At 70.2% G+C, this 1,173-nt stretch carries 1 protein-coding gene and 1 pseudogene; one reads left to right on the top strand and one right to left on the bottom strand.

The genetic code is table 11. The annotated features are described in order from the left end of the window. Positions 1-208, bottom strand: a pseudogene (locus AOK01_RS43940) (hypothetical protein); the annotation flags it as partial. A gap of 76 nt (positions 209-284) precedes the next feature. Between AOK01_RS43940 and AOK01_RS40235 the strand changes: the two are divergent. Further along, positions 285-1,133, top strand: a complete 849-nt coding sequence (locus tag AOK01_RS40235) for an aminoglycoside phosphotransferase family protein (RefSeq protein ID WP_055520619.1) — start codon at positions 285-287, stop codon at positions 1,131-1,133. The last annotated feature ends 40 nt before the right edge of the window (positions 1,134-1,173 follow it).

Raw genomic sequence — 1,173 nt, 5'->3', positions numbered from 1 at the left:
GGGTGCGGGGGGTGGGGAGGCTCGGGTTCTGGCTCTGGTCCTGGCTCTGGTCCTGGCTCTGCTGGGCGTACCAGAACGATATTCCGCCGTTGGTGGTCTGGCGGGGTGCCTGGGGTGCCTGGGGTGAGTTGGGTGCGTGAGGCGCGTGGGGCATTTGGGGCGTGGGGTCCTTGCCCGTCGCGCTGTCCGCGTTCTCCGTGCTGCTCATGCGCGGTGACGTTAGCTTCTCAAGGTGGTGGGTGTCTCCTTCGGATTTCGTGGTTTTCGTGAGGAGGAAGGCGTAGGTGGGGTCGGTGATCGGATATGGGCGGCTGCTTGAGCGGGGCGGGCGGTTCCTGGAACGGTGGGGACTGCGGCAGGAGGGCGCGGCGATGAGCGGGCGGGTTTCCGTCGTGCTGCCCGTGGTGTGCGGTGACGGGACGAGGGCCGTGCTGAAGCTGCAGGACATCGACGAGGAGACGGCCGGCGAGGGGCTGGCGCTGCGGACCTGGGGCGGTGACGGGGTCGTACGGCTGCTGGCGGAGGACGCGGGGACCGGCACGTTGCTGCTGGAACGGCTCGACGAGCGACGGCCGTTGGCCGCTGTGCCCGATGTGATGAAGGCGACGTCCGTGCTGGCTGAGTTGCTGGCGCGGATCACGGCTGTGCCGGCGCCGGCGGGGCTGCGGCGGTTGGACGCGATGGTCGACGGGATGTTCGAGCGGCTGCCCCCGGTGGTCGCGTCCCTTGCGCGGGACGAGGACCGGCGGCTGCTGATGGACTGCGCGGCTGCCGTGCGTGAGGTCGCGGGCGAGCCCGGGGACCGGCTGCTCCACTGGGACCTGCACTTCGAGAACGTCCTCGCCGCCGACCGTGAACCCTGGCTCGTCATCGATCCGAAGCCGCTCGCCGGGGACCCCTGCTTCGAACTGCTGCCCGCGCTCCGGAATCGGTTCGGGGAGGGCGGGCAGGGTGGACAGGGCGGGCTGGAGCGGCGCTTCGATCTGATGACGGAGACGTTGGGCGTGGACCGGGAACGGGCTCGTGCCTGGACGTTGGGTCGGGTGCTTCAGGACTCGCTTTGGCGGGTTGAGGAGGGGGCGGGGTTGGACCGGGAGCAGGTGGCCGTTGCTCTGGTGTTGCTGGGGCGTTGATGTCGGAGGCTGATGCCGGGTGTATTGGCCGGCCAGGGGG

Origin of the sequence: Streptomyces aurantiacus, assembly GCF_001418335.1 — a bacterium.
Taxonomy (GTDB): domain Bacteria; phylum Actinomycetota; class Actinomycetes; order Streptomycetales; family Streptomycetaceae; genus Streptomyces; species Streptomyces aurantiacus.
Note: the sequence above shows the minus strand (reverse complement) of the source record. Positions and strands in the feature narration are given on the sequence as shown.